The organism is Streptomyces sp. R28 (assembly GCF_041052385.1).
Lineage (GTDB): Bacteria > Actinomycetota > Actinomycetes > Streptomycetales > Streptomycetaceae > Streptomyces.
Map to the genome: position 1 here is coordinate 3,522,467 of NZ_CP163439.1, position 23,115 is coordinate 3,545,581.

Below are 23,115 nucleotides of genomic sequence, written 5' to 3' on the forward strand. Positions count from 1 at the left end.
CCCTAGATCTCGTCCGGTTGGGCTGTGCACCGGACGAAGCAGGTTCAGACACGCGGCCGTAGTGTTTCCCGGCCGTCCTGCTGAACAGCAAGGTAGCACAGCGCCAAGTACCGCAACACATGCGAAAGGACCCTCAACTACGGCTGGTTGAGGGGCCTTTGACAGCTGCGGTAGCTCAGGCCGCCGTCCGCTCCGACGCGATCGCGTGCAGCGTCCTCAGGCGCTCAGCCGACTCCTCGTCCGCCGGCACATAGGTGACCATCCGCGGCCCCACGTCCGGGCTCAGCCACAGGTCGGTGTGGTCCACCACGACCCGCCCCACATGCCGGTTGAGGAACTCCTTCCGCTTGCTCCGGTGAGCCACCACCTCATGCCGGTCCCACGCCGCGCAGAACTCCGGGGACTCCGCGCGCAGTCTCTTCAGGAGCATCTTCCAGGCGGGCTCGGCCAGGTGGCCGGCCATCGCGGCGCGGAAGCGGGCGGCCATGAGTCGCTGGGTCTCCTCCAGGTGCACGATCGACGAGCGCCACTCGTCGTGGCTGTACGACAGGATCATGCAGTTGCGGTCCTCGGGCGGCACCGCCTCCAGGTCGCACAGCAGCAGCCCGTAGGTGCGGTTGTAGGCGAGGATGTCGTAGCGGCTGTTCTGCAGACAGGCCGGGTACGGCTCCAGTTGCTCCAGGACGGCCCGCATCGCGGGGGTCACCGAAGGACAGGTCGTCGCAGGTGTCGGGTCGACCGCGCCGGCCAGCTGGAAGAGGTGGGAACGCTCGCTGGGGTCGAGCATCAGCGTGCGGGCGAGGGCGTCGAGGACCTGGACGGAGACCTGGATGTCCCGAGCCTGTTCGAGCCACGTGTACCAGGTGACGCCGACGGCCGCGAGCTGGGCGACCTCCTCGCGGCGCAGGCCCGGTGTGCGGCGTCGGCGGCCGCGGGGCAGGCCGACCTGCTCGGGGGTGATGTGCTCGCGGCGGTGGCGTAGGAAGGCGGCGAGTTCGTGGCGCCGGATCTCCGACGCGGCCGTACCGCGAGGGGCTTCGGTCGCCGTCTGCTGAGCCAAGGTCGTCGTCTCCCGGGCCATGGTCGTCATGCCTCCAGCCTGCCGCCGTCCCGACCCTGTTTCCAGGTGCTTCCGCTACCAGGATAAGAACACTCTGGTACCAGTCTCGCAGCGGGCGCAGGCTCGTGACCGTGACTGAAACCATCACTTCACACAAGGCCGCCCACGCCGCCGCGGCGCCACCCGTACTCGGTGGCCTCGGGCTCTTCACGGTACTGCTGGGCGCGGCACTCCCCCTCATCGACTTCTTCATCGTCAACGTCGCCCTGCCTTCCATCGGCCACGACCTCGCGGCGAGCGAGTCGGTGCTCGAACTCGTCGTCGCCGGCTACGGGTTGGCGTACGCCGTGCTGCTCGTCCTGGGCGGACGGCTCGGTGACCTGTTCGGCCGACGTCGGCTCTTCATCGGCGGCATGGCGGCGTTCGGGCTGACCTCGCTGGCGTGCGGGCTCGCGCCCAGCGCGTGGACCCTCGTCGCGGCGCGGGTCGCGCAGGGCGCGGCGTCGGCGGCGATGCTGCCGCAGGTGCTCGCCACGATCCAGGCGGCCACCAGCGGTCCGCGGCGCGCGAAGGCCATGGGGCTGTACGGCGCGACGGCCGGACTGTCCATGGTGGCGGGCCAGATCCTGGGCGGGGTCCTCGTCGCCGCCGACATCGCGGGGACCGGCTGGCGTTCCGTCTTCCTCGTGAACGTCCCCGTCGTCCTCGTCGGCCTTTTCCTGGCCGCCCGCGCGGTCCCGGAGACCCGCTCCCCGCGCCCCGAGCCGATCGACGGACCCGGCACGGTCCTGCTCGCCGTCTCCCTCCTCGCGCTCCTGGCCCCGCTCACCGAGGGCCGGGCGGCGGGCTGGCCGCTGTGGACGTGGCTGTCGCTGGCGGCGTTCCCGTTCGCGGCGTGGGCGTTCTACGCGGTGGAGCGCAGGGCGGACCGTCAGGGGCGTACGCCGCTCGTGCCGCCGAGCCTGTTCGAGCTCACGTCTTTGCGGCGCGGTCTGGTGATGATCGTGCCGTTCTCGATCGGCTTCAGCGGCTTCATGTTCGTGATCGCGGTGGCGTTGCAGCAGGGCGCGGGCCGGAGCCCGGTCGCGGCGGGGCTGGCGCTCGCCCCCATGGCGGTGGTGTTCTTCTTCGTCTCGCTGGCCGGTCCGCGGCTGGTGGCCCGCTACGGCACCCGGGTCGTGACCGCCGGTGCGGCGATCCAGGCGGTGGGCGTGGCCCTGATGGCGCTGGCCGCCTGGCGCTCCTGGCCGGACCTCGGCCTCGTCGAACTGCTCCCCGGGGCGGCGATCGCCGGCGCGGGCCAGGCCCTCCAACTCCCTGTCATCTTCCGGATCGTCCTCTCCGAGGTGCCGTCGGCGCGGGCGGGCGTGGGCAGCGGGGTGATGATCACGACCCAGCAGTCGTCGCTGGCCCTGGGTGTGGCGACGCTGGGCACGCTCTTCCTCTCCCTCATCGCCGCGGTGGGCATGCGGGACGCGCTGGTCACCACGCTCCTGGTCCAGCTGGCCGGAGTGGCGCTGACGGGGCTGCTCAGCCTGCGTCTGCCGCGCACGATCGGCTGAGGACATGTGAGGGTGTGGCCACAGGTTGGTCAACTCGCCGGGAAGGAGTCCCTGTTGATGTTGGTCTTGCTGCACACTCCTTGCTGCGCACGCCACTCAGGGCCGCGCACGCGGACTCGATGTCCTCGGACGCTGGAGGCGTCATGCTGGAGATCAACACGAGCAAGGTGAGCCGCTGGGACCACCACGGACGCGAGCACGTCGTACGGGTACAGCGCAAGGGCACGCAGCGCACGATCAGATGTGACACCTGCGGCTGGCGCCAGGGCGCGCAGTTCCTGCCCTGGCTGAAGGCGGAGGAACACCTGGCGGAGGCGCACCAGGCGACTGTGGATCCGACGGAAGCGCAGTCGGGCCGATGACGGGCATCCGCCGGTACCGGCCCGAGGACCGGGAGGCCGTCGAGGACATCTGCGTCCGCACGGCACACGAGGGTGGCGACAGCCGTCCGCACTACAAAGACCCCGGTATCTTCCCGACGACCTTCGCGACCCCGTACGTCGTCCTCGAACCGGACCTCGCCTTCGTCCTGGACGACGGCGCGGGCAGGGCGGTCGGCTACGTCCTCGGCGCCGCGGACACGCCACGCTTCGTCGAGGACTTCCGCACCGAGTGGCTCCCGCGGGCAGCCGAGCGCTACCCCGACCCGTCCGGGCCCCCGAGCACCCCGGACGAGGCGATGATCCGGCTCCTGCACCACCCGGAGCGCATGCTCGTCCCGGAGGTCGCCGCCTACCCGGCCCACCTGCACATCGACCTGCTCCCCGACTGGCAGGGCCGGGGGCACGGCCGCGCCCTGATGCGCACCCTGTTGCAGGCCCTTCAGGACAAGGCAGTCCCCGCCGTCCACCTCTCCATGGTCACGGCCAACACCCCGGCCAGGGCCTTCTACGACCGTCTGGGGTTCCACGAGATCGCCGTCCCCGATCCCGGACCGGTCACCTACCTCGGGCGTACGACGAAGGACCTCGACATCCTGTGACGGCTCAGCCGCGGGCCCGCAGCCCGCTCACCAGCAGGTCCACGACCGCCGCCAACTCGCCCTCCACACCGGGCTGTCGCCACTCACGCGCATAGAACGGGTCGTGGAAGCGGCCCGTGGCCTGGAAGAGGGCGCGGGCGGTGGTCGCGGGGTCGGCGGCGCTGAAGGTGCCCGCGTCGACGCCCGCCCGGACGATCCGGGTCAGCTGGCCGGTCAGGTCGGCGATGTGCTCAGCGACCACCCCGCCGCTCTCGGCAGCCAGCACCGAGAAGGTGGCGAACAGTTCGGGGTCGTCGCCCGCCTTGCGGCGCTTGGCGGCGAACAGGTCCTCGAACCAGGCGCGCAGGCGTGACTCCGGGTCGAGGTCCTCGGCGCCGACGATCCCGGAGAGGGACTCGAACATCCGGTCCAGCCACCTCTTGGTCACCGCCTCCCGCAACGCCGCCTTCGTACGGAAGTGCCGGTAGACGCTGCCATGGCTGACGCCGAGCGCGCGGGCCACGTCGACCACGGTGGCCTTGGCCGGTCCGTGGCGGCGCAGCACCTCCTCGGTAGCTTCGAGGATGCGCTCGGCGGTCAGGGTCTCGCTGGTCGGAGGCATGCCTAGACGGTACCCGGCACCGCGATCAGCGTTCGCTGTCGAGCATGGCCATCTGGGCCGGGGCGTACCGCTCGCCGGCCGCCGCGTCCGCCGGTACGGCGGCCTCGATGGCGGCGAGGTCGGCCGCGTCCAGGCTCACGTCCAGGGCACCCAGAGCCTCGCCGAGCCGCTCACGGGTACGGGCGCCGACCAGCGGCACGATGTCCGTATCGTGCCGCGGGCCCTGCGCGATCACCCAGGCGATGGCGACCTGGGCGACGGAGACGCCCTTCTGCTCGGCGATCTTGCGCAGGGACTCGACCAGGGTGAGGTTGTGCCGGAGGTTCTCGCCCTGGAAGCGGGGCGAGTGGGCGCGGAAGTCGGTCGCCGCGTACTCCTGGCCGGCCATGACATGGCCCGAGATCAGCCCGCGGGAGAGCACGCCGTACGCGGTGACGGCGATGCCCAGCTCGCGCAGGGTGGGCAGGATCTCCCGCTCGGGGCCGCGGGAGATGAGCGCGTACTCGATCTGGAGGTCGGCGATCGGAGCGGTGGCGGCGGCCCGGCGGATGGTGTCCGCGCCGACCTCGCTGAGCCCGATGTGGCGGACGTATCCCTTCTCGACCAGTTCCGCGATCGCGCCCACGGTCTCCTCGATCGGCACGTCCGGGTCGAGCCGGGCGGGGCGGTAGACATCGATGTGGTCGACGCCGAGGCGCTGGAGTGAGTACGCGGCGAAGGTCTTCACGGCGGCCGGGCTCCCGTCGAAGCCGTACCAGTCGCCGTCCGGGCCGCGCTGGGCGCCGAACTTGACGCTGAGCAGCGCGTTCTCGCGCAGGGCGGCCGGGGCGGTGCGCAGGGCCTCGTTGATCAGCAGTTCGTTGTGGCCCATGCCGTAGAAGTCGCCGGTGTCGAGCAGGGTCACGCCCGCTTCCAGGGCGGCGTGGATGGTGGCGACGGACTCGGCACGGTCCGCCTCGCCGTACATGCCGGACATGCCCATGCAGCCGAGGCCGAGGGCGGAGACCTGGGGGCCGGTGGTTCCGAGGGTGCGGGTCTGCGTCTTGGTCATGCATGCACTGTGACATGACAGCTGACAGATTTCAATATCTGTCATTCCATACCTGTCATTCCGCACCTGCCAGGCGCTGCATCAGAATGGTCCAGACCTATTGACTAAAGGTCTGGACCACGAGCACTGTCATGCCTACGACACCTCACCGCACCCCCACCGGGAGGCCCGCATGCTCCGCCGCGCCCTGCGCCTGCTCACCGCCGCACTGACGACCGCCTGCCTCGCTCAACTGCCCGTCGCCGCCACCGCCTCCGCCTCCGCAGCCGACATCTGCGCGATCAAGCCGAAGCCGTCCGGCAAGGTCCTTCAGGGCTACTGGGAGAACTGGGACGGCGCCGCCAACGGGGTCCACCCGCCCTTCGGCTGGACCCCGATCACCGACTCCCGTATCGCCGCGCACGGCTACAACGTGATCAACGCGGCCTTCCCGGTGATCCGCTCCGACGGCACCGCGCTCTGGGAGGACGGCATGGACGCGGGCGTGAAGGTGGCCACGCCCGCGGAGATGTGCGCGGCGAAGGCGTCGGGCCGGACGATCCTGCTGTCGATCGGCGGCGCGGCGGCCGGCATCGACCTCAGCTCGACCGCCGTCGCGGACCGCTTCGTCGCGACGATCGTCCCGATCCTGAAGAAATACAACTTCGACGGCATCGACATAGACATCGAGACGGGCCTGGTCGGCAGCGGCAGCATCACCCAACTGTCCACATCGCAGGCCAACTTGATCCGCATCATCGACGGCGTCCTGGCGCAGATGCCGGCCGGCTTCGGCCTGACGATGGCCCCGGAGACGGCGTACGTCACCGGGGGCAGCGTGGTCTACGGCTCGATCTGGGGCGCGTATCTCCCCGTCATCAAGAAGTACGCCGACAACGGCCGCCTGTGGTGGCTGAACATGCAGTACTACAACGGCAGCATGTACGGCTGCTCCGGCGACTCCTACTCCGCCGGCACCGTCGAGGGCTTCGTCGCCCAGACCGACTGCCTCGACAAGGGCCTGGTCGTGCAGGGTACGACCGTCAAGGTGCCGTACGACAAGCAGGTACCGGGCCTGCCCGCGCAGTCGGGCGCGGGCGGCGGCTACCTGTCCCCGTCCCTCGTCGCCCAGGCCTGGCGGCACTACGGCACCTCGCTCAAGGGGCTGATGACGTGGTCGATCAACTGGGACGGCTCGAAGGACTGGACGTTCGGCGACAACGTGAAGTCACTGCAAGGGCGTTGAGCGACGAGGGACAGGGCTGGACCTAGCGGCCAAGGCCCTCGACCGCCACGGTGGCGGCCTTCGCGAGCAGGGCGTCGCGGCGTTCGGCGCCCTGCTCACCGCGGGTGGACATGACCGCCATGACGATGGGGTTGCCCCCGTCGTCCGGCCACAGTACGGCGATGTTGTTGCGTCCGCCGTATCCGGCGGTGCCGCTCTTGTCGGCGACCTCCCAGCTGTCGGGGACGCCCGCCCTGATGAGGGTGTGACCGGTCATGTTCGTCGTCATCCACCGCCGGAGCAGCTCGCGTTCGTCCCGCTTCAGGGCGTCGCCGAGCAGGAAGGCCCGCAGGCTCCCCGCCATCGCGCGCGGTGTGCTCGTGTCGCGGATGTCGCCCGGCTTGCCTTCGCTCATGTCCGGCTCGTACCGGTCCAGAGCGTTTCGACCCGGCGGACGTGCACCTCGCGCACGCCCTCGCGATCGACGCCGGCACCCCGGGCCGCGGCCACCGGGTGCCGCAGCTCGACATCTCACGCGCCAACACCGGGACGGCACGGGCCTTCGTCGACCTCCTTCAGGCCCTGTGGCAGCCCTCAGCGATCCACCCCGACGTCGCGGCCCGAGTACGCGGCTTCATGGCCAACAACCTCGTACGCAACCGCCTCGCCCCGGACTTCGACTCCGACGCCTCCACGTGGTCGTCCAAAACCGGCATGCTGCTCAACCTGCGCCACGAGGTCGGCGTCGTCGAACACGCCGACGGCCAGAGCTACGCGGTAGCCGTCCTGACCGAGTCCCGGGTGGCCGCCGGCCGGCAGCCGGGCGCCGACGCCCTCATGGGCCAGGTCGCCCGGCGCCTGCGCGACGAACTCCGGTCGAGGTGGGTCCACAGCTAGCGGGCGGTCACCGCCAGCTTCGCCCCCAGTGCCACGAACGATCCGGCGAAGCTCCGCCGCAGCCACGTCATCACCCGGGGCCGGGAGGTGACGTGGCTGCGCACGGAGGCCGCGAGGACGCCGTACGCCGCGAAGACCGCGAAGGTCACCAGCATGAACACCGCGCTGAGCGCCAGCATCCGCGGCAGGGCGTTCGCCTCGCCCGGGTCCACGAACTGGGGCAGGAACGCGAAGAAGAAGATCGTCAGCTTCGGGTTGAGGATGTTGATCAGTACGCCCCGCACGATCACGCGCCCCGAGGATAGCGGCGCGGCACCTTCGTCCAGCGCGATGGCCTCCTTGTCCTTGAGCGTCGCCCACGCCATGTACAAGAGGTAGGCGACACCGGCGTACTTGAGGATCTGGAAGGCCGTCGCGCTCGTGTGCAGCAGGGCGGCGACTCCGGTGACGGTGGCCAGCATGTGCGGCACGATCCCGAGCGTGCACGCGAAGGCGGCGACGACGGCCGCGCGAGGGCCGCGGGACAGTCCGGCGGCCAGGGTGTAGACGACGCCGGTGCCGGGGGTGGCGACCACGACGAGGGTGGTCAGCAGAAACGCGATGCTCATGCGGGCCACCCTGTCGTCGCCGCGACCCGGGATACAGGGCCAATCGCCCACCGCGCAACAGGGCCAATGAGCAGCCGCCGCTCCGTTCGACACGGTTCACATCTGCTCGGAGAATGGAGATGTCGGCGCAGTCACCCCGGGCGGCGCCTGCCGTCGGCCCCGGTAGCTCCGCGCCGCCCGAGGAGGCGTGCCATGGCCGTCCGTATCGCCACCTTCAACACCGAGAACCTCTTCCGCCGCCCGCAGGTCTTCGGAATGACGGACCACAAGGAGCGGCAGGAAGTCCTGGAGGACTACGCCGAGTTGGTCTCCCTTCTGGAGAAGGAGAGCTACGCGGCCGACAAGGACCGGATCGCCGAGCTCATCAGGAAGCACGGCATCTACAAGGGCGACAAGGACAGCACACGGCAGTTCGTCGTCAACGAGACCCGCGGCCAGCACACGCTGTTCAACCCCCGGCCCCAGGGGAACTCCACCGCCATCGACATCAAGGCGACGGGCCGCGCGGCGTGGACGGGCTGGGTGGAACTCGTCCGCGACAACCTCGACTGGGCCGCCGTGCACAACACCGGCCGGGTCGTCGCCGAGGTCGACGCCGACGTCCTGCTCACCGTGGAGGTCGAGGACCGGCTCACCCTGGAGCGCTTCAACACCCAGGTCCTGGGCAAGGCGCTGGGCAGGCGGCCGTACCCCTACAGCATGCTGATCGACGGGAACGACCCCCGCGGCATCGACATCGGTATCCTCAGCCGCCATCCGATCACGACCGTCCGGTCCCACGTCTTCGACACCAACCCGGCACGCGCCGACAGGCGCCTGTTCAGCCGTGACTGCCCGGAGTTCGAGATCGAGTTGGACGACACGCCGCTCGTGGTCCTCGGCAACCACCTGAAGAGCAAGGCCGACGACAACCCGGACCTGCGCCTCGCCCAGGCGAAGCGCGTCGCGGAGATCTACCGGGCCGCGCAGGAACGCACCCCGCACGTCGTCGTCGCCGGGGACCTCAACGACAACCCCGACAGTGAAGCCGTCGCGGTACTGCGGGACACCGACCTGCGCGACGTGATGGACCACCCCGCCTATCACGGAAAGCTCTCCGGCACGCACGGGACGTGCAAGAACGAGGGGGACAAGATCGACTACGTCATGCTGCCGCCCCCGATGTGGCCGAAAGTACAGCAGGTCGGCCTCGAAACCCGCGGAATCTCCGCGAAGGGCATCGACCACTTCGACACGGTGAAGACCAGGGCCGACGCAGCCTCCGACCACGCGGCCCTCTACACAGACCTGGACCTCTAAAACGCAGGTTCCCCGCCACCCCCTCAGGGGCGCGGGGAACTGCGCGAAAAGCCACGGACAACGCGCACCCGGCAGCTCACACAAGCCAGGCAGACGCTGCCCGCCGGGCCGTCACTCAATTAGCAGCCGACCAGACGCCCGGCCAGGTAGCCCTCGATCTGGTCCAGCGACACCCGCTCCTGCTTCATGGAGTCCCGCTCACGAACCGTCACCGCGTTGTCCTCAAGCGTGTCGAAGTCGACCGTCACGCAGTACGGCGTACCGATCTCGTCCTGGCGGCGGTAACGGCGACCGATCGCGCCCGCGTCGTCGAACTCGATGTTCCAGTTCTGCCGCAGCGCCTGCGCGAGGCCCTTGGCCTTCGGGGACAGCTCGGGGTTCCTCGAAAGGGGAAGCACCGCGACCTTCACCGGAGCCAGGCGGTGGTCGAGGCGCAGCACCGTGCGCTTCTCCATCTTGCCCTTGGCGTTCGGCGCCTCGTCCTCGACGTAGGCGTCGAGCAGGAACGCCAGCATCGCGCGGCCGACACCGGCCGCCGGCTCGATGACGTACGGCGTCCAGCGCTCGCCGGCCTCCTGGTCGAAGTAGGAGAGGTCCTGGCCGGAGGCCTTGGAGTGCGCGCCGAGGTCGTAGTCGGTGCGGTTGGCGACACCCTCCAGCTCGCCCCACTCGTTGCCGCCGAACTGGAAGCGGTACTCGATGTCAGCGGTGCGCTTGGAGTAGTGGGAGAGCTTCTCCTTGGGGTGCTCGTACCACCGCATGTTCTCCTCGCGCAGGCCCAGGCCGGTGTACCAGTTCCAGCGCTGCTCCATCCAGTACTCCTGCCACGTCTCGTCCTCGCCCGGCTTGACGAAGAACTCCATCTCCATCTGCTCGAACTCGCGGGTGCGGAAGATGAAGTTGCCGGGCGTGATCTCGTTGCGGAAGGACTTGCCCATCTGCGCGATGCCGAACGGCGGCTTGCGACGCGAAGTCGTCTGCACCTGGGCGAAGTTGGTGAAGATTCCCTGAGCGGTCTCGGGGCGCAGGTAAGCGATCGAGCCGGAGTCCTGGGTCGGGCCGAGGTGCGTCGACAGCAGACCCGAGAACTGCTTGGGCTCGGTGAACTGGCCCTTGTTGCCGCAGTTCGGGCAGTTCACATCCGCGAGGCCGTTCTCCGGGAGGTGGCCCTTCTTCGCCTCGTAGGCCTCCTCCAAGTGGTCGGCGCGGAACCGCTTGTGGCAGGAGGTGCACTCGGTCAACGGGTCCGTGAAGGTGGCGACGTGGCCGGAGGCGACCCAGACCTCGGGGGCCAGGATCACGGACGAGTCGATACCGACCACGTCCTCGCGCGACGTCACCATGTAACGCCACCACTGGCGCTTCAGGTTCTCCTTGAGCTCGACACCCAGCGGTCCGTAGTCCCAGGCGGCGCGCTGGCCGCCGTAGATCTCACTGCAGGGGAATACGAAGCCACGGCGCTTGCTCAGGCTGACGATGGTGTCGATCTTGTCGGCGGCCACGGTGCTCTCTTCATTACGACGACGGGCGACGAAGCGAGGCGCTTCACAGCGAATGCTTCAGGGTACCGGCGGGTCCTCCCCCTCAACCAAATCGGTAGCGCTCTGTGGACGGCCGCTCACGCTTGTTGACAATGGTTTCCACTTTTGCTGAAAATGACTGTCATGAACGTACGACGACACCACATATCCGGGGTTGCCCTCGCGGCCGTGACCGCCCTCGGTCTCGGCACTCTCTCCGCCTGCTCCACGGACAGCGCGGCAGCGGGCAACACGGACAAGTTCGACGTCGTCGCGTCGTTCTACCCGATGGCCTTCCTCGCCGAGCAGATAGGCGGCGGCCATGTGAACGTCACCACCCTGACCGAGCCCGGCCAGGAGCCGCACGACCTGGAGATCAGCACCCAGCAGCGGGCGCAGCTCGAGGAGTCCGACGCGGCGCTCTACCTCAAGGGTCTCCAGCCCTCCGTCGACGAGGCCATCGCGCAGTCGGGCCTCAAGACGAAGATCGACGCGGCCGGCCTGACCTCCCTGGAGGAGCACGGCAACGAGGTCGGCGGCCACGCGGCCGAGCACGACGACGAGCACGGCCACGAGGAAGAGGGCGGCAAGGACCCCCACATCTGGCTCGACCCGGTGAAGTACGCCGAGGTCGCCGAGGGGGTCGGCAAGGCCTTCGAGAAGGCCGACCCGGACCACGCGGCCGACTACAAGAAGAACACCGCGGCCCTGGTGAAGAAGCTCGGCGACCTGAACACGCAGTACGAGACCGGCCTGAAGGACACCAAGTCCAAGGTCTTCATCACCACGCACGCCGCCTTCGGCTACCTCGCCGAGCGCTACGGACTGACCGAGGAGGCCATCAGCGGCCTCGACCCCGAGTCCGAGCCCAGCGCCGCGCGCGTCAGGGAACTTGAGAAGATGGCCAAGGCCGACGGCGTCACCACCGTCTTCTACGAGACGCTCGTCAGCGACAAGACCGCGAAGACCATCGCCAAGGACGCGACCCTCGACACCGACGTCCTCGACCCGCTCGAGGGCATCACGGACAAGTCCAAGGGCGACGACTACTTCCAGGTCATGGAGTCCAACCTCAAGGCGCTGCAGTCCGCCCTGGGAGCCAAGTGATCGTTACGGAGGACCTCGTGAGCGAGCCCGTCATTTCGCTGCGCGGTGTACACGCCGAGCTGGGCTCGCGCCCGGTCCTGCGCGGCATCGACCTCACCGTGCACCGCGGTGAGGTCGTCGCGCTGCTCGGCGCCAACGGCTCCGGCAAGTCGACCGCCGTGCGCAGCATCATCGGCCAGGTGCCGGTCGCCGCCGGCGAGATCGAGCTGTTCGGCACCGCGCGGGCACGGTTCCGCGACTGGGCGCGGGTGGGGTACGTCCCGCAGCGCACGACCGCCGCGGGCGGCGTCCCGGCCACGATCACCGAGATCGTCTCCTCGGGCCGCCTGTCCCGCACCCGCTTCGGGGTCCTGCGCAAGGCCGACCACGCCGCCGTACGGCGCGCCCTGGAGCTGGTCGGGATGGCCGACCGCGCCAAGGACTCCGTGAACGCCCTCTCCGGCGGCCAGCACCAGCGCGTGCTGATCGCCCGCGCCCTGGCCTCCGAACCCGAACTGCTGATCATGGACGAGCCGATGGCGGGCGTCGACCTGGCCAGCCAGGAGGTCCTGGCCCGCACGCTCAGGGAACAGGTCGCGGCCGGTACGACCGTCCTGCTCGTCCTGCACGAACTCGGCCCCCTGGAGCCCCTGATCGACCGGGCGGTCGTCCTGCGCGACGGCTGTGTCCTGCACGACGGCCCGCCCCCGAAGGCGGTGGGCCAGCACGCGCTGCCCGGCCACGACCACGTCCACCCGCACGCGGCTCACGACGCCGAACCCCTCCGGACGGGACTGCTGAGCTGATGGAGATCCTGAACTACGCCTTCATGCAGCGGGCCCTGCTCGCCGCCGTCCTGGTCGGCATCACGGCCCCCGCGATCGGCATCTACCTCGTCCAGCGCCGTCAGGCCCTGATGGGCGACGGAATCGGCCATGTCGCGATGACCGGCGTCGGCCTCGGCTTCCTGCTGTCCTGGTCCCCGGTGTGGATGGCGACGATCGTCTCGATCGTCGGCGCGGTGCTGATGGAGCTGATCCGCTGGTACGGCAGGACGCGCGGCGACATCGCCCTCGCGATGCTGTTCTACGGCGGTATGGCCGGCGGCGTGATGTTCATCAACCTCGCGCCGACAGGCTCGAACGCGAACCTGACGTCATACCTCTTCGGCTCGCTGTCGACCGTGAGCGAGTCGGACGTGACGGCGATCTGTGTGCTCGCGGCCTTCGTGGTACTGGTCACGCTCGGCCTGCGCCGCCAGCTGTTCGCGGTGAGCCAGGACGAGGAGTTCGCCCGGGTGACCGGGCTGCCGGTGCGCGCCCTGAACCTGCTGACCGCGGTCACGGCGGCGGTGACGGTGACGGTCGCGATGCGTGTGGTCGGCCTGCTCCTGGTCAGCGCGCTGATGGTGGTGCCGGTGGCGGCGGCCCAGCAGCTGAGCCGCAGCTTCGCGGCGACGTTCGCGATCGCCGTCGCCATCGGCGTCACGGTGACGATCGGCGGCACCGTGACCTCGTACTACCAGGACGTGCCGCCCGGCGCGACGATCGTGCTGCTGACCATCGGCGCGTTCATCGCACTGACGGCACTGGCGGCCCCGCTGGCCCGCCGCAGGTCCCGCGCCCTGGCCGCGGCGCAACCCTCCGGCGACCCTGCGGAGTGCGCGATTCCGGCCAGTCGGGGGACCGACGGCAAAGTAGGCGTCTGAACGCCGACAGTGCGGGCTGGCACAATGGCCCGGCAAGGCGCAGACGTGAGGAGGCAATCCGGTGACGACGGCAGGACCGCCCGTGAAGGGCCGAGCCACTCGGCAGCGGGCCGCCGTGGCGGCGGCCCTTGACGAGGTCGACGAGTTCCGCAGTGCGCAGGATCTCCACGACATGCTCAAGCACAAGGGCGACTCGGTCGGGCTCACCACGGTCTACCGCACCCTGCAGTCCCTGGCCGACGCGGGCGAGGTCGATGTCCTGCGTACGTCCGACGGCGAGTCGGTGTACCGCCGCTGCTCGACCGGCGAACACCACCACCACCTGGTCTGCCGCGTCTGCGGCAAGGCCGTCGAGGTCGAGGGCCCGGCGGTGGAGAAGTGGGCGGACGCCATCGCGGCCGAGCACGGCTATGTGAACGTGGCGCACACGGTGGAGATCTTCGGCACGTGTGCGGAGTGCGCGGCGTCACGCGCATGAGATGAAGAACGGGTTGTCGCTCCGTGATCCTTTGGCCATAGACTCATGGCGGTTTCTGCACCCCGCAGAGGCTGGAATTGACCACAGGGGGCACAACTTGAAATTGGGACGTATGGCTGGAGTGGCCGCAGCGAGCGCCGCGCTCGTGATAGGGGTCGCCAACTCCGCGGTGGCAGCCGACCACACCATGCACACGGGGGACGCCTGGGGGAACGTGCCTGGCGTCGACTGGAGCGGCACCGGCTTCTTCAACGAGTACGGTGACGTCGTCACGATCAAGGACAACGACGCCGACAACCGCGGTGTCACGATGAACGTGTACATCGGCAGCCCGAGTGGCAACCCGCGTTACTCGTTCACCGTCGGCGGCGAGGGCAACACCGCCACCAAGAAGGCCAGCATGGGCGGCGTGTACGACCTGCCGGAGAACACGAGGATCGGCTTCAAGTTCTGCCGCGCTCCCGACGGCGAGTGCAAGGACTACACGTTCCTCAACGACAACTGATGTCGGTCTGAGCAGAACCGCGAACGGCCCCGCTCCACTTCGGTGGAGCGGGCCCGTTCCCGTGCGTCCAGGAGGTCAGCTCTCCTCGGAGCGGCCTTCCATGGCCAGCAGCTCCTCGTTCGGGATCGCCCCGCCGAACCGCCGGTCGCGGGAGGCGAACTCCAGGCACGCCCGCCACAGGTCACGGCGGTCGAAGTCCGGCCACAGCACGTCCTGGAAGACCATCTCGGCGTAAGCACTCTGCCAGAGAAGGTAGTTGGAGGTGCGCTGCTCGCCGCTCGGCCGCAGGAAGAGATCCACGTCCGGCATGTCCGGGTAGTACATGTACTTGGCGAAGGTCTTCTCGTTGACCTTCGACGGGTCCAGCCGCCCGGCCTTCACGTCCGCGGCGAGGGCCTTCGCGGCATCGGCGATCTCGGCCCGCCCGCCGTAGTTCATGCAGAAGTACAGCGTCAGCTTGTCGTTGCCCTTGGTCTGCTCCTGGGCGATCTGGAGCTCCTTGGCGACCGACTTCCACAGCTTGGGCATCCGGCCGACCCACCGCACCCGGATCCCCAGCTCGTCGAGCTGGTCCCGGGTCTTGCGGATGAAGTCCCGGTTGAAGTTCATCAGGAAGCGCACCTCGTCCGGCGACCGCTTCCAGTTCTCGGTGGAGAAGGCGTACAGGGAGATCGCCCCCACGCCCATCTCGACCGCGCCCTGGAGGACGTCCAGCACGCACTCGGCGCCGACCTTGTGCCCCTCGGTGCGCGGCAGCCCGCGCTCCTTCGCCCAGCGGCCGTTCCCGTCCATGACGATCGCCACATGGTTGGGCACGAGCTCGCCAGGGAGCTTCGGCGGGCGGGCACCGGACGGGTGCGGCTGCGGCGTCTTGTACTCGCGGCGCTGGCGCCCCAGGATCCCGCGTACGACCATGTGCCTCTCGTCTCCCTTGCTTCTACTTTTCGACGTACCGAAGTGAGCGCAGCCCGCGCTCCAGGTGCCAGTGCAGATAGGCGGACACCAACCCGCTGCCCTCCCGGACGTACCGCGGCTCGCAGGCGTCCGCGGTCTCCCAGTCTCCCGTAAGCAGCGCGGCGAGCAGTTCCAGGGTCTGCGGCGACGGTACGACGCTACCGGGCACCCGGCAGTCGACGCAGACCGAGCCTCCCGAGGCGACCGAGAAGAAGCGGTTCGGTCCCGGCATCCCGCACTTCGCACAGTCGCTGAAGGTCGGGGCGTAACCGTTGACGGCGAGTGACCGCAGCAGGAAGGCGTCGAGAACGAGGTGCGGGGCGTGCTCGCCGCGGGAGAGGGTGCGCAGGGCGCCGACGAGGAGCAGATACTGCTGCACGGCCGGCTCACCTTCATGATCGGCGAACCGCTCGGCGGTCTCCAGCATGGCCGTGCCGGCCGTGTACCGCGCGTAGTCGGTGACGATCCCGCCGCCGTACGGCGCGATGGTCTCGCTCTGCGTGCACAGCGGCAGCCCGCGCCCGATCAGCTCGCTCCCCCGCGCGAAGAACTGCACGTCGACATGGGAGAAGGGTTCCAACCGCGCCCCGAACTTCGACTTGGTCCGCCGCACACCCCGGGCCACGGCCCGCACCCGCCCATGCCCACGAGTGAGCAGCGTGATGATCCGGTCCGCCTCGCCGAGTTTCTGGGTCCGCAGCACGATGCCGTCATCCCGGAACAGACTCATCGCGCACCCCCGTCGCCCACGGGGCAGCACAGCATGATCCGGTCCGCCTCGCCCATTCTCTGGGTGCGCAGCACGATGCCGTCGTCGCGGAACAGACTCATGGGGTCATTCTCTCGTACCCCCGCAGTCAGCGGGTGCGGTCGGGGTGGCTGATGGCGTCCCAGGGGGCGAGGTTCCATGGGCTGGAACGATTCGCCGGGTCCAGCAGGGAGCGAAGGTGCGCGTCGGCGGCCGCCTGCGGCGCCGCGGAACCGGCGTCCTCCGTGCCCCGCAACCCGTCCCTCCACACCTTCCGCCCGAGCAGATAGTGAGCGGCGTACTCCCGCCACGAGCCGTACGTCCCCGCCACCGCCGGCACGATGTTCTTCAGCGCGGTCCAGGCGTCGGACTCGCCGATCAGCCCGGCGGCGAAGCCACGGCGGGCGATGTCGACGTACAGGGCGGCGTCCCAGGCGAGCGGCGAGACGCCGGTGAGCCGGTACGCCCGGGCCCGGTAGCCGCTGCGGGACAGATCGTCGAGCCGGCCGACCAGCTGCTCACGCGAGGTGATCTCCCACTGGTCGGCCAGCCAGCGCCGGGCGCTGTCGTCGTCGATGCGCGTGAACGGGTACAACGTGGTCCGCGAGGCGTCACGGTCCCGGCTCACCGGCGCGCTCAGCGACACCATCCACAGCTGGTGCACGGTGAGCGGCACGGGGTAGCGGCGGGACGCCTTCGCGCCTCGTCTCCTCCATCTCCACAAAGCCATGCCGCCGCACCCTACGTGCCCGCCGCTACGTCAAGGAACCTCACCCCGGCTGCGTGCGTTGGCGTACGCGGTCGCCGCGCGGAGCCGCTCGGCGGGGCTGGCCGTGCGTACGGACGCCGGCTCGGCGTCCCACTCCTTGCCGCCTCCGTACGGTCTGAGTTGGACGTACGGCCCCTCGTGACCCATGACGATGCCGATTCTCCCCGAACGAGTGTCGACGACGTACGCCCCGATGGGCGGCTTCAACGCAGCACCGCCACGAGGCGCTGCGCGGTCTCCACGGAACAGCGGCCCAATTCGACGAGCGGGCAAGGGGCTTCACGCGCAAGACTCGCCGGATCGATCCGGAGTGTCGGGAGCGTAATTCCTGCCTTCTCCAGCACCGCCCGCAATTCCTTCACTGCTTCCTCCGCTTCTTCGACGCAGCGCGCCGAGTGTCGTGCCGTCACGTGACTCCCCTCCTTTTTGGGTTTCACCCTTCTCATCTCCATGGTGACCTGCGACGCCTACACTCGGCAGGAGTCTGTGCCCTACAAGTGCGGGGAAGTGCAAGGGGGTTGGCCATGGCCAATGGTTCGCGGCTGGCGGCGTGGGAGTTCTTCGGAGCGGAACTTAAGCGGCGGCGGGAGGATGCCGGGATCACTCAGGTGGAGTTGGGGGCCCGGGTATTTGTCTCCGGTGGTTACATCGGGCAGTTCGAACAGGCGATCCGAAAACCACAATTGGATGTGGCTCAGCGGATTGATGAGACCCTGCAAACCGACGGTATTTTCGAGCGGCTTTGGCGAAAGCTCATCAAGGAGCAGCCGTACACGGAGTACTTCGCGCATGCGGCGGAGCTTGAGCGGCTGGCGACGGAGATCTGTCAGTTCGCGCCGACGGTGATCCCGGGACTCCTCCAGACGCCTGAGTACGCGAGGGCGGTCTTCCTGGCGAGCAATCCGCTCGCCACCGACGAGTACATCGAGGAGTTGGTCGCGGGGCGCACGGACCGGGCTCGGATCCTCAAGGACGCTACACGGCCCGTGTATTGGGTGATCCTGCACGAGACGGTCCTACGCATCCCAGTCGGCAACCCGCCGGTCATGGCGGGTCAGCTGGACCACATCTTGGCACTGATGCGGGAGCGCAAGGTTCTGGTGCATGTACTGCCGTTCGCGGCTGGGGCGCACCCGGAGATGGGCAAGATGATGATGCTCATGAAGTTCGAGGATGCTCCGCCAACTGTCTATACAGAGGGGGTGCGTTCGGGAAGCCTTCTGGACGAACCGGCTGTGGTGCAGCGGATCCAGGCGTCTTACGATCTCATCAGGGGCGCCGCGCTGTCGCGGGAGGCATCCCTCGCCATGATCGAGTCGGCAGCAGAGGACTACAGACGATGCGCGAGTACGACCTGAGCAACGCACGCTGGCGCAAAAGCAGCTACAGCGGCGGCAGCGGCGGGGAGGAATGCATCGAGGTCGCGTACGACTTCCCCGGCGCCGCCCGCTGGCGCAAGAGCAGCTACAGCGGCGGCAGCGGCGGGGAGGCCTGCATCGAGGTCGCCGACGGAGTCCCCGGAGTCGTCCCCGTCCGAGACACCAAACTCGCCTCGGACAGCCCCGTCCTCCTCATCGGTGCCGCCGCCTGGACGGAGTTCGCCCGCTTCGCTTCAGCGTCCGCGTAGGTCCGGCGGACCCTCCATACCGGCGTCCCACAGCTCGTCGAACCATGCCCTGCGCTGAGTGACATGCCGCGCACGGCCATCCAGCCTGACCGTGGTGTCGCTCCCCTGCACATCCGTGATGAGCTCGAAGCACAGCTCGCCGTCGAAGATGACGACGTCAGCTGTCCCGCCCATTCTGACGTGGAACAGCAGCTGGGACAGGACCACCACCCTGGCCTGGATGCCCGCGTTCCTCTGCTGCTCGAGGATTCCGTCCAGGCCGGCGTCGAGGTCCTCGGGCCGCTCCACGATGAACAAGCGCCTGACCTTCACGCCGCGCTGCCGGATCGCCTCGTGCTGCGCGTGCAGGTATTGGTCTGCGTGTGTGGTCCTCCAGAAGGGCAGGTCGACGAAACAGCTGGTGGCGTCGATGCTCTGGCGGGCACACCGGGTGAGAGTGATGAGCGGGTCGTTGCTCTCAACCGACCAGTCGGCAGTCCCGGAGGTCGTCAGCGCCCTCATCGTTGAGGCCAGCCGCTCGCTCTCGGCCCGTGCGAACTCCCGGACGATGCCCTCGCCCTGTGGCTCCCCCTGCACGGCGCTCAGCCGGACGCCGCCGTGGGTGCCACCCCCGGCTGCGGCTCGGCGGCCGGCTCGGGCTCCGGGTCCGGCTCCGTTGCCGCCCACAGCTCGGAGAACTGGCTGATGCGGTCCTCGATGTGGTCCGGCTCGGCGCTCAGCCAGGTACGGTCCGGGTTGGACTCCTGGTCCGGCTTGGTCTCGAAGCAGAGTTCGCCGTCGAAGACGATGAAGTCGTCCACCTTGGGGCTCGACTCCATCAGTGAGCGCACCGCTATGCGCGCTTCGATGCCACGCCTGCGGTGGCGCTCGCAGAGTGCTCTGAGCTCCGGCGTGACCTCGTCCGTGTCCCGCACGACGAACAGGCGCCGGATCTCCACGCCCCGCCTCTTGATCGCCTTCTCCTGCGCGGCGAGATACCGCTCGGCGGACCCGTTGGTCCAGAACTCCCGGTCCACCGAGGTGCTGGTGGCGTCGAGGGTCATCTTGACGCAGTCGGTGATGTCGATCAGCCACTCGTTGTTCTCGCCGGGGCAGTCCGCGCTGCCGCTGCCGAGCCCTTCCATCGTCTTGGCGAGGCGGCCCAGCTCCTTTTCGGCGAAGGCCTGCACGATGTCGCCGCCCCGCTCACGGACCTTGGTGTACCCGAGGACCAGCCGGGTCACCTCGTCGGAGCGCAGCACCGAACCGTCGACCTGGCTGAACAGCGTCGTCGCGGCGAGGATCTCGTTGAAACGCGTGTCGACCTTCTCGAACCGCTCCCCGAAGTCGAGCAGGTACTGCACGATCAGCGCCGCGCTGCCGATGACGATGGACGCCACCCACTGCCAGATGTCCCCGTCGTCCTGGTCCAGGATGCTGGTCAGCAGGAAGGCGCCGCCCGCCGCCGAGGCGGTGATCACGATCCGCCAGAACATCTTGGGCATGCGCGGCTCCGGGCGCGGTCCGTGACCTCCGTTGTTCCCTGCTCCTAATGGCGCTCCACTCATGTCCTGTCCCCCGTCTTTATGTTGTTGGGTTCCGCCCCTCAGCGCGGGCTGAGCGCCTGGTGCGGCATCGTCACGGCCTGAAGGGCCAGTCGGTCTCTGATGCGCCGGCTGAGTTTCTCCCACTGACGGGAGAACCCCGGTTTCTCTTCCAGCACGTCCCACAGGTGACCCAGCGCGGGGTCCACGTGTGCGCGCGGCATCCACAGATGCAGTAGATGCACCACGATCGGATGCAGCGCCTCGACGACCGAGGGCCCGTCCGCCGCGCCGATCCGGCTGTTGTCCAGCATCTGCTGAACTGTCGTCAAAAGCCAGTCGTGCAGGGCCAGATCCTCACACAGCCCGGCCGCGGTGGCGGCCGGGACGTCCTGTGGCAGCCGTAACTCCATGGTCCGCAGCCCGCCCTCGGCCACGGTGAAGTTCGTCAGGGCCGCGCGCTCCCCCTCGGGCTGCCGCCGGGCGACCCAACGCAGGTGCGTGGGACGGGACTTGAAGGGCACCCTGCGGTCGAGCAGCGCGTGGCGGCGGAGCTGGGTCAGCAGGCCCTCGGCGATCGTCCCGAGGTCGAGCTCGCCGCGCCCGGCACCACGCAACACGCCCTCAGCCGTAGCCTGTTGGGGCAGCTTGCCGAACGGCTCGACCAGGCCCGGCCGGACGAGGTACTGCCCCCAGGGGCGCCGGATGTCGGGGCCGGCGGCCGGGGCGCTGAAGTACGCCGTCGACTGCAACAGGCGGCCCTCGGTCAGCGCCACGCGGGCGACGACCGTACCGACGGCCCGGACCTTGCTGCCGTTGGAGGTGGGCAGCCGGCAGTCCACCCCGGTCAGCACCTCGGGGGACAGGGCGTACATGGTGGGCCGCTCGGAGACGCGGACGTGTTCGTCGGCGCGCAGCCTGAGCAGCTGGGCGGCGGCCCGGCCGTCCAGCGCCTGGAAGGACGGCAACAGACAGGTACGCACCTCGCCGCAGGCGAGGACCGAACGCGCCGACTGTCCCAGGGCCGCCGTCATCTCAGGTCCCCTCGGCCTCGGAGGAGTCGCCGGGCTCCTCGTAGAAGACGTATGTGGCGCGCTGTGCGACGGGGGCCGGTACCGCTATTCCCTCACCGCCGGACCGGTCGGCGACCTGCTGCAGAGCCCCGGCGTCGACGTCTGTCTGGTCCAGTATGAGCCGGACGGCGTCCTCGACGGCGAGGAACCGGTTCGGCAACAGCGTGCAGGTGCGGTACGCGCTGAAGGCCGCTGTCGTGTCGGTGAGCTTGATCAGCGGCGGCAGCCGGTCCCAGTCGTGCGGGAACTCCTCGCTCTTCCATTCCTGCGGCTCCAGCACGGGCTCACCGAGGTGCCGTAACAGCCCCAGCCGGGCCAGTTGCCATACGGCGGCCAGGAAAGGGCAGGACCACAGCCGCCGGCCGTCCTTCTCGGACCACAGCTCGACGTCCATGAAGACGGAGTGGTTGCGGGCCGCGGTCTCCTGGGGCGGCTCCCAGCCCTTGACCTCGCCCAGGGCGCTGCGGGACATCGAGGGCGTGCGCTGGCCGTTGGCGAGCCAGCCGGTCTGGCTGACGGGCGGACGGGAGCCGTAGCTGCCCGGCGGCGGGGACTCGACGAGGCGGTGCATGACCGATTCCGCGAGCTCGATACGGTCGGCGACCGCGCAGGCCGACTCGCGGGCGAGGTAGTCGATGGCGAGGCCGGCCCTCTCGGCCTCCTTCAGCACCATCGGGATCAGCTCGGCCGGGGTGGAGAAGCGACTGAAGTAGTCGTCGATCAGGAAGCAGGTGCTGATGCGCGGCCGCTTGCTGCGGCGGGCGGCGGAGGCGCGCACGGCGTCCACCCAGATCCGTACCTCGGCGAAGTGCTCGCGCAGCCGGTCGGGCCCGGCCTCGAAGTCCTCCATGTAGAGGTGGCCCAGCTCCAGGGAGAGATGGGACAGCGGCACGGACTTGGTGACGGGCTCGGCGGTGGTCTCCCGGAAGACGGCTTCGGTCATGCCTCCTCCCAGCACTTGTCGTCGGTCAGCCGTGCGGCCAGCCGGCTCAGCGCCTGCCAGGTCTCCTGGTTGGCGATCTGGCTGTCGAGCACGTCCTCGTCGGTGATGAGCTGCTCGCGCCACTGCAGAACCGGTTCGAGGGGCACCGAGCCGAGGACCTGGCTGTAGCCGATACCGGCGGTGGAGGCGAGCTGCTTGAGGTCGCCGTCGGTCTTGCGCATCCACGCCGACTGAGTGGGCGAGACCTGGGACCACAGCGGCGACTCGGGGTCGGGGACGGCGGCCCGTACGAAGCGGATGGCGCCCCGCAGCGCCTCCTCGTCGTGGCCTCGGTGGACGCCGCCGGCGACGATGCCGCGCCTGCCGAAGACCAGGCTCGCGGCGGCCGCCACATGCTGGCGGGTCCAGCGGTGGAAGACCAGCCAGCGGGCCGTGAGCCCGCTCATCTCGGGCTGTGCGGTGGCCTCCAGGGCCATGTCGACGGCGTAGGAGCGGCCGGCGCTGAGGTCGACGATGACCAGGTCGAACTCGTGGTACAGCTTCATCAGCAGGTCGACGCACCGGCGCAGGTTGTCGTCGGTGGTGGCGAACTCGCCGCCGCTGACGTCGCCGGGCATCAGCACCAGCCGGCCGCAGCCGGGCGGCGGGTCGCGCAGCACCTGGTGTTCGGTCTTGGCCCAGACGTCGATCCGTTCCGGCTCGCTGACTTCGCCTATCAGGTAGGCGTGCAGGCCGCGGTCCTCGGCGGCCTCACGGGCGTCGGCCACGTCGAAGACGGCCACCGCGGTGGGCGAGCCGAAGTCGAAGTCCAGGTAGCAGACGTCGTCCCCGGCCAGCGCCCGGTGGTAGGCGAGGTTGGCACTGGTGACGGAGCGGCCCGTGCCTCCCTTGTCGGAGGCGGCGAAGATCAGCACGGT

At 69.3% G+C, this 23,115-nt stretch carries 28 protein-coding genes and 1 pseudogene; 13 read left to right on the forward strand and 16 right to left on the reverse strand.

What is annotated here, in order from left to right:
* Nucleotides 1-175: 175 nt before the first annotated feature.
* Nucleotides 176-1,090, reverse strand: coding sequence for a helix-turn-helix transcriptional regulator (locus AB5J49_RS15530; RefSeq protein WP_369169224.1), 915 nt, complete (start codon nt 1,088-1,090; stop codon nt 176-178).
* A 101-nt stretch (nt 1,091-1,191) separates the two neighbouring features.
* On the opposite strand from AB5J49_RS15530, the gene AB5J49_RS15535 reads away from it, so the two are divergent.
* From AB5J49_RS15535 to AB5J49_RS15545, 3 genes are all read left to right on the forward strand, one after another.
* Entirely contained in the window at nt 1,192-2,622 is a 1,431-nt protein-coding gene (locus tag AB5J49_RS15535; RefSeq protein WP_369169225.1) for an MFS transporter, read from the forward strand.
* Between the two features lie 143 nt (nt 2,623-2,765).
* Nucleotides 2,766-2,984 carry a hypothetical protein gene (locus tag AB5J49_RS15540; protein ID WP_369169226.1) on the forward strand — a complete coding sequence of 73 codons (219 nt, stop codon included), beginning with the start codon at nt 2,766-2,768 and terminating at the stop codon, nt 2,982-2,984.
* A complete protein-coding gene (locus AB5J49_RS15545; protein WP_369169227.1) occupies nt 2,981-3,604 on the forward strand; it encodes a GNAT family N-acetyltransferase in 624 nt (207 codons plus the stop codon). The genes AB5J49_RS15540 and AB5J49_RS15545 overlap by 4 nt, the downstream gene beginning before the upstream one ends.
* 4 nt (nt 3,605-3,608) lie before the next feature.
* On the opposite strand, the gene AB5J49_RS15550 is transcribed toward AB5J49_RS15545, so the two are convergent.
* Together AB5J49_RS15550 and AB5J49_RS15555 are read right to left on the reverse strand one after the other, a co-directional pair.
* The gene (locus tag AB5J49_RS15550) at nt 3,609-4,205 is read right to left on the reverse strand and encodes a TetR family transcriptional regulator (RefSeq protein WP_369169228.1); all 597 of its coding nucleotides are present in this window, start codon (nt 4,203-4,205) and stop codon (nt 3,609-3,611) included.
* A 25-nt stretch (nt 4,206-4,230) separates the two neighbouring features.
* Nucleotides 4,231-5,256 (reverse strand): aldo/keto reductase, encoded by a 1,026-nt coding sequence (locus AB5J49_RS15555; RefSeq protein WP_369169229.1) that lies wholly within the window; start codon nt 5,254-5,256, stop codon nt 4,231-4,233.
* Between the two features lie 172 nt (nt 5,257-5,428).
* Here AB5J49_RS15555 and AB5J49_RS15560 point away from each other — a divergent pair, with 172 nt between their 5' ends.
* A complete protein-coding gene (locus AB5J49_RS15560) occupies nt 5,429-6,481 on the forward strand; it encodes a chitinase (protein ID WP_369169230.1) in 1,053 nt (350 codons plus the stop codon).
* 22 nt (nt 6,482-6,503) lie between these two features.
* Here the strand turns inward: AB5J49_RS15560 and AB5J49_RS15565 are convergent, their stop codons facing one another.
* Nucleotides 6,504-6,875: a serine hydrolase gene (locus AB5J49_RS15565; protein ID WP_369169231.1), complete on the reverse strand. Its 372-nt coding sequence runs from the start codon at nt 6,873-6,875 to the stop codon at nt 6,504-6,506.
* 20 nt (nt 6,876-6,895) lie between these two features.
* Here AB5J49_RS15565 and AB5J49_RS15570 point away from each other — a divergent pair.
* Nucleotides 6,896-7,357 (forward strand): annotated as a pseudogene (locus AB5J49_RS15570) (serine hydrolase); the annotation flags it as partial.
* Here the strand turns inward: AB5J49_RS15570 and AB5J49_RS15575 are convergent.
* The gene (locus AB5J49_RS15575; RefSeq protein WP_369169232.1) at nt 7,354-7,965 is read right to left on the reverse strand and encodes a LysE family translocator; all 612 of its coding nucleotides are present in this window, start codon (nt 7,963-7,965) and stop codon (nt 7,354-7,356) included. The pseudogene AB5J49_RS15570 and the gene AB5J49_RS15575 sit on opposite strands and share 4 nt — an antisense overlap.
* A gap of 192 nt (nt 7,966-8,157) precedes the next feature.
* Between AB5J49_RS15575 and AB5J49_RS15580 the strand changes: the two genes are divergently transcribed.
* Nucleotides 8,158-9,264: an endonuclease/exonuclease/phosphatase family protein gene (locus AB5J49_RS15580; RefSeq protein ID WP_369169233.1), complete on the forward strand. Its 1,107-nt coding sequence runs from the start codon at nt 8,158-8,160 to the stop codon at nt 9,262-9,264.
* Nucleotides 9,265-9,383: 119 nt separating this feature from the next.
* Here AB5J49_RS15580 and AB5J49_RS15585 read toward each other — a convergent pair whose 3' ends face one another.
* A complete protein-coding gene (locus AB5J49_RS15585) occupies nt 9,384-10,766 on the reverse strand; it encodes a glycine--tRNA ligase (RefSeq protein ID WP_369169234.1) in 1,383 nt (460 codons plus the stop codon).
* A gap of 162 nt (nt 10,767-10,928) precedes the next feature.
* On the opposite strand from AB5J49_RS15585, the gene AB5J49_RS15590 reads away from it, so the two are divergent.
* From AB5J49_RS15590 to AB5J49_RS15610, 5 genes are all read left to right on the forward strand, one after another.
* A complete protein-coding gene (locus AB5J49_RS15590) occupies nt 10,929-11,891 on the forward strand; it encodes a metal ABC transporter substrate-binding protein (RefSeq protein WP_369169235.1) in 963 nt (320 codons plus the stop codon).
* A complete protein-coding gene (locus AB5J49_RS15595; protein ID WP_369175145.1) occupies nt 11,891-12,676 on the forward strand; it encodes a metal ABC transporter ATP-binding protein in 786 nt (261 codons plus the stop codon). Before AB5J49_RS15590 ends, AB5J49_RS15595 begins: the two co-directional genes overlap by 1 nt.
* Entirely contained in the window at nt 12,676-13,578 is a 903-nt protein-coding gene (locus AB5J49_RS15600) for a metal ABC transporter permease (RefSeq protein WP_369169236.1), read from the forward strand. The genes AB5J49_RS15595 and AB5J49_RS15600 overlap by 1 nt, the downstream gene beginning before the upstream one ends.
* A 61-nt stretch (nt 13,579-13,639) precedes the next feature.
* Nucleotides 13,640-14,056: a Fur family transcriptional regulator gene (locus AB5J49_RS15605; RefSeq protein ID WP_369169237.1), complete on the forward strand. Its 417-nt coding sequence runs from the start codon at nt 13,640-13,642 to the stop codon at nt 14,054-14,056.
* Between the two features lie 112 nt (nt 14,057-14,168).
* Nucleotides 14,169-14,561: a hypothetical protein gene (locus AB5J49_RS15610; RefSeq protein ID WP_369169238.1), complete on the forward strand. Its 393-nt coding sequence runs from the start codon at nt 14,169-14,171 to the stop codon at nt 14,559-14,561.
* A gap of 75 nt (nt 14,562-14,636) precedes the next feature.
* On the opposite strand, the gene AB5J49_RS15615 is transcribed toward AB5J49_RS15610, so the two are convergent.
* From AB5J49_RS15615 to AB5J49_RS15635, 5 genes are all read right to left on the reverse strand, one after another.
* Nucleotides 14,637-15,476 carry an isoprenyl transferase gene (locus AB5J49_RS15615; RefSeq protein WP_369169239.1) on the reverse strand — a complete coding sequence of 280 codons (840 nt, stop codon included), beginning with the start codon at nt 15,474-15,476 and terminating at the stop codon, nt 14,637-14,639.
* 22 nt (nt 15,477-15,498) lie between these two features.
* Nucleotides 15,499-16,245 carry a DNA repair protein RecO gene (gene recO, locus AB5J49_RS15620; protein ID WP_369169240.1) on the reverse strand — a complete coding sequence of 249 codons (747 nt, stop codon included), beginning with the start codon at nt 16,243-16,245 and terminating at the stop codon, nt 15,499-15,501.
* A gap of 127 nt (nt 16,246-16,372) precedes the next feature.
* A complete protein-coding gene (locus AB5J49_RS15625) occupies nt 16,373-16,993 on the reverse strand; it encodes a DUF1266 domain-containing protein (RefSeq protein WP_369169241.1) in 621 nt (206 codons plus the stop codon).
* 30 nt (nt 16,994-17,023) lie between these two features.
* The gene (locus AB5J49_RS15630) at nt 17,024-17,239 is read right to left on the reverse strand and encodes a hypothetical protein (RefSeq protein WP_369169242.1); all 216 of its coding nucleotides are present in this window, start codon (nt 17,237-17,239) and stop codon (nt 17,024-17,026) included.
* Complete coding sequence (locus AB5J49_RS15635) at nt 17,236-17,442, reverse strand: hypothetical protein (protein WP_369169243.1); 207 nt, start codon at nt 17,440-17,442, stop codon at nt 17,236-17,238. The genes AB5J49_RS15630 and AB5J49_RS15635 overlap by 4 nt, the downstream gene beginning before the upstream one ends.
* A gap of 114 nt (nt 17,443-17,556) precedes the next feature.
* Here AB5J49_RS15635 and AB5J49_RS15640 point away from each other — a divergent pair, with 114 nt between their 5' ends.
* Together AB5J49_RS15640 and AB5J49_RS15645 are read left to right on the forward strand one after the other, a co-directional pair.
* Entirely contained in the window at nt 17,557-18,390 is an 834-nt protein-coding gene (locus AB5J49_RS15640) for a Scr1 family TA system antitoxin-like transcriptional regulator (protein WP_369169244.1), read from the forward strand.
* The gene (locus AB5J49_RS15645; protein WP_369169245.1) at nt 18,372-18,659 is read left to right on the forward strand and encodes a DUF397 domain-containing protein; all 288 of its coding nucleotides are present in this window, start codon (nt 18,372-18,374) and stop codon (nt 18,657-18,659) included. The genes AB5J49_RS15640 and AB5J49_RS15645 overlap by 19 nt, the downstream gene beginning before the upstream one ends.
* Here the strand turns inward: AB5J49_RS15645 and AB5J49_RS15650 are convergent.
* From AB5J49_RS15650 to AB5J49_RS15670, 5 genes are all read right to left on the reverse strand, one after another.
* On the reverse strand, nt 18,645-19,235 hold the full coding sequence (locus tag AB5J49_RS15650; RefSeq protein WP_369169246.1) for a DUF6879 family protein: 591 nt from the start codon (nt 19,233-19,235) through the stop codon (nt 18,645-18,647). The genes AB5J49_RS15645 and AB5J49_RS15650 overlap by 15 nt on opposite strands.
* Nucleotides 19,236-19,240: 5 nt before the next feature.
* On the reverse strand, nt 19,241-20,143 hold the full coding sequence (locus AB5J49_RS15655) for a DUF6879 family protein (RefSeq protein WP_369169247.1): 903 nt from the start codon (nt 20,141-20,143) through the stop codon (nt 19,241-19,243).
* Nucleotides 20,144-20,244: 101 nt separating this feature from the next.
* Nucleotides 20,245-21,216: an SCO2521 family protein gene (locus AB5J49_RS15660; protein WP_369169248.1), complete on the reverse strand. Its 972-nt coding sequence runs from the start codon at nt 21,214-21,216 to the stop codon at nt 20,245-20,247.
* 1 nt (nt 21,217) lies between these two features.
* Nucleotides 21,218-22,198 carry an SCO2522 family protein gene (locus AB5J49_RS15665; RefSeq protein WP_369169249.1) on the reverse strand — a complete coding sequence of 327 codons (981 nt, stop codon included), beginning with the start codon at nt 22,196-22,198 and terminating at the stop codon, nt 21,218-21,220.
* A complete protein-coding gene (locus tag AB5J49_RS15670) occupies nt 22,195-23,112 on the reverse strand; it encodes an SCO2523 family variant P-loop protein (protein WP_369169250.1) in 918 nt (305 codons plus the stop codon). The genes AB5J49_RS15665 and AB5J49_RS15670 overlap by 4 nt, the downstream gene beginning before the upstream one ends.
* Nucleotides 23,113-23,115: the final 3 nt, after the last annotated feature.